The sequence below is a fragment of the Brevundimonas diminuta genome (genome assembly GCF_039673845.1).
Classification (GTDB): domain Bacteria; phylum Pseudomonadota; class Alphaproteobacteria; order Caulobacterales; family Caulobacteraceae; genus Brevundimonas; species Brevundimonas diminuta_E.
This window is the reverse complement of the sequence record NZ_JBDJMK010000022.1, coordinates 1-1,026: the sequence shown is the minus strand read 5'-3', so window position 1 is coordinate 1,026 and position 1,026 is coordinate 1. Positions and strand designations below refer to the sequence as shown.

The 1,026-nt window shown below is 66.8% G+C and carries 1 protein-coding gene; it reads left to right on the top strand.

Annotated features, from left to right (window positions below; translation table 11 throughout):
* Positions 1 to 1,026: acyl-CoA dehydrogenase family protein (locus ABE454_RS16105; RefSeq protein WP_346533096.1), on the top strand; the 1,026-nt coding region annotated here is incomplete at its 5' end.

Sequence of the window (1,026 nt, the reverse complement as noted above, 5' to 3'; positions counted from 1 at the left end):
TTCGACCGCGCCATCATGACCGAGATGGGCGAGATGGGCTTCCTCGGCGCCACCCTGCCGGAACAGTACGGCGGCTCTGACGCCAGCCACGTCGCCTATGGCCTGATCGCGCGCGAGGTCGAGGCGGTCGACAGCGGCTATCGCTCGGCGATGTCGGTGCAGTCGTCGCTGGCCATGTACCCGATCTACGCCTTCGGTTCCGAAGCGCAGAAGCTTAAATTCCTTCCTAAAATGGCGGCGGGCGAACTGGTCGGCTGCTTCGGCCTGACCGAGGCCGACGGCGGGTCGGACCCGGCCTCGATGAAGACCACGGCGGTCGCGGTCGACGGCGGCTATCGCCTGAATGGCGGCAAATACTGGATCACCAACTCGCCCATCGCAGATCTGGCTATCGTCTGGGCCAAGCTTGAAGGCGTGATCCGCGGCTTCATCGTCGAGCGTGATTTCGACGGCTTCACCACGGGCAAGATCGGCGACAAGCTGTCGCTTCGCGCCTCGGTAACGGGCGACATCGGCCTGAACGACGTCTTTGTGCCGGAGGCCAACATCCTGCCGGGCGTGCAGGGTCTGCGCGGGCCGTTCTCCTGCCTGAACAAGGCGCGCTTCGGCATCGCCTGGGGCGCGATGGGGGCGGCGGAGTTCTGCTTCCACGCCAGCCGCGACTATGTGGCCGAGCGCACCCTGTTCGGCCGCCCGCTGTCGTCGCGCCAGCTGGTGCAGAAGAAGCTGGCCGACATGCAGACCGAGATCTTCCTGGGCTTTGAGGGCGCCTATGCGCTCGGTCGCCTGCTGGACACGGGCGCCTGGGTTCCCGAGGCCATCAGCCTGATGAAGCGCAACAACTGCGGCAAGGCGCTGGCCGTCGCGCGCGAGGCCCGCGACATGCACGGCGGCGCCGGGATCACCGGCGAGCTGCACGTCATGCGCCACGCCATGAACCTGGAAACGGTCAACACCTATGAAGGCGCGCACGACGTCCACGCCCTGATCCTGGGCCGCGCCATCACCGGCGAAGCCGCCTTCTGA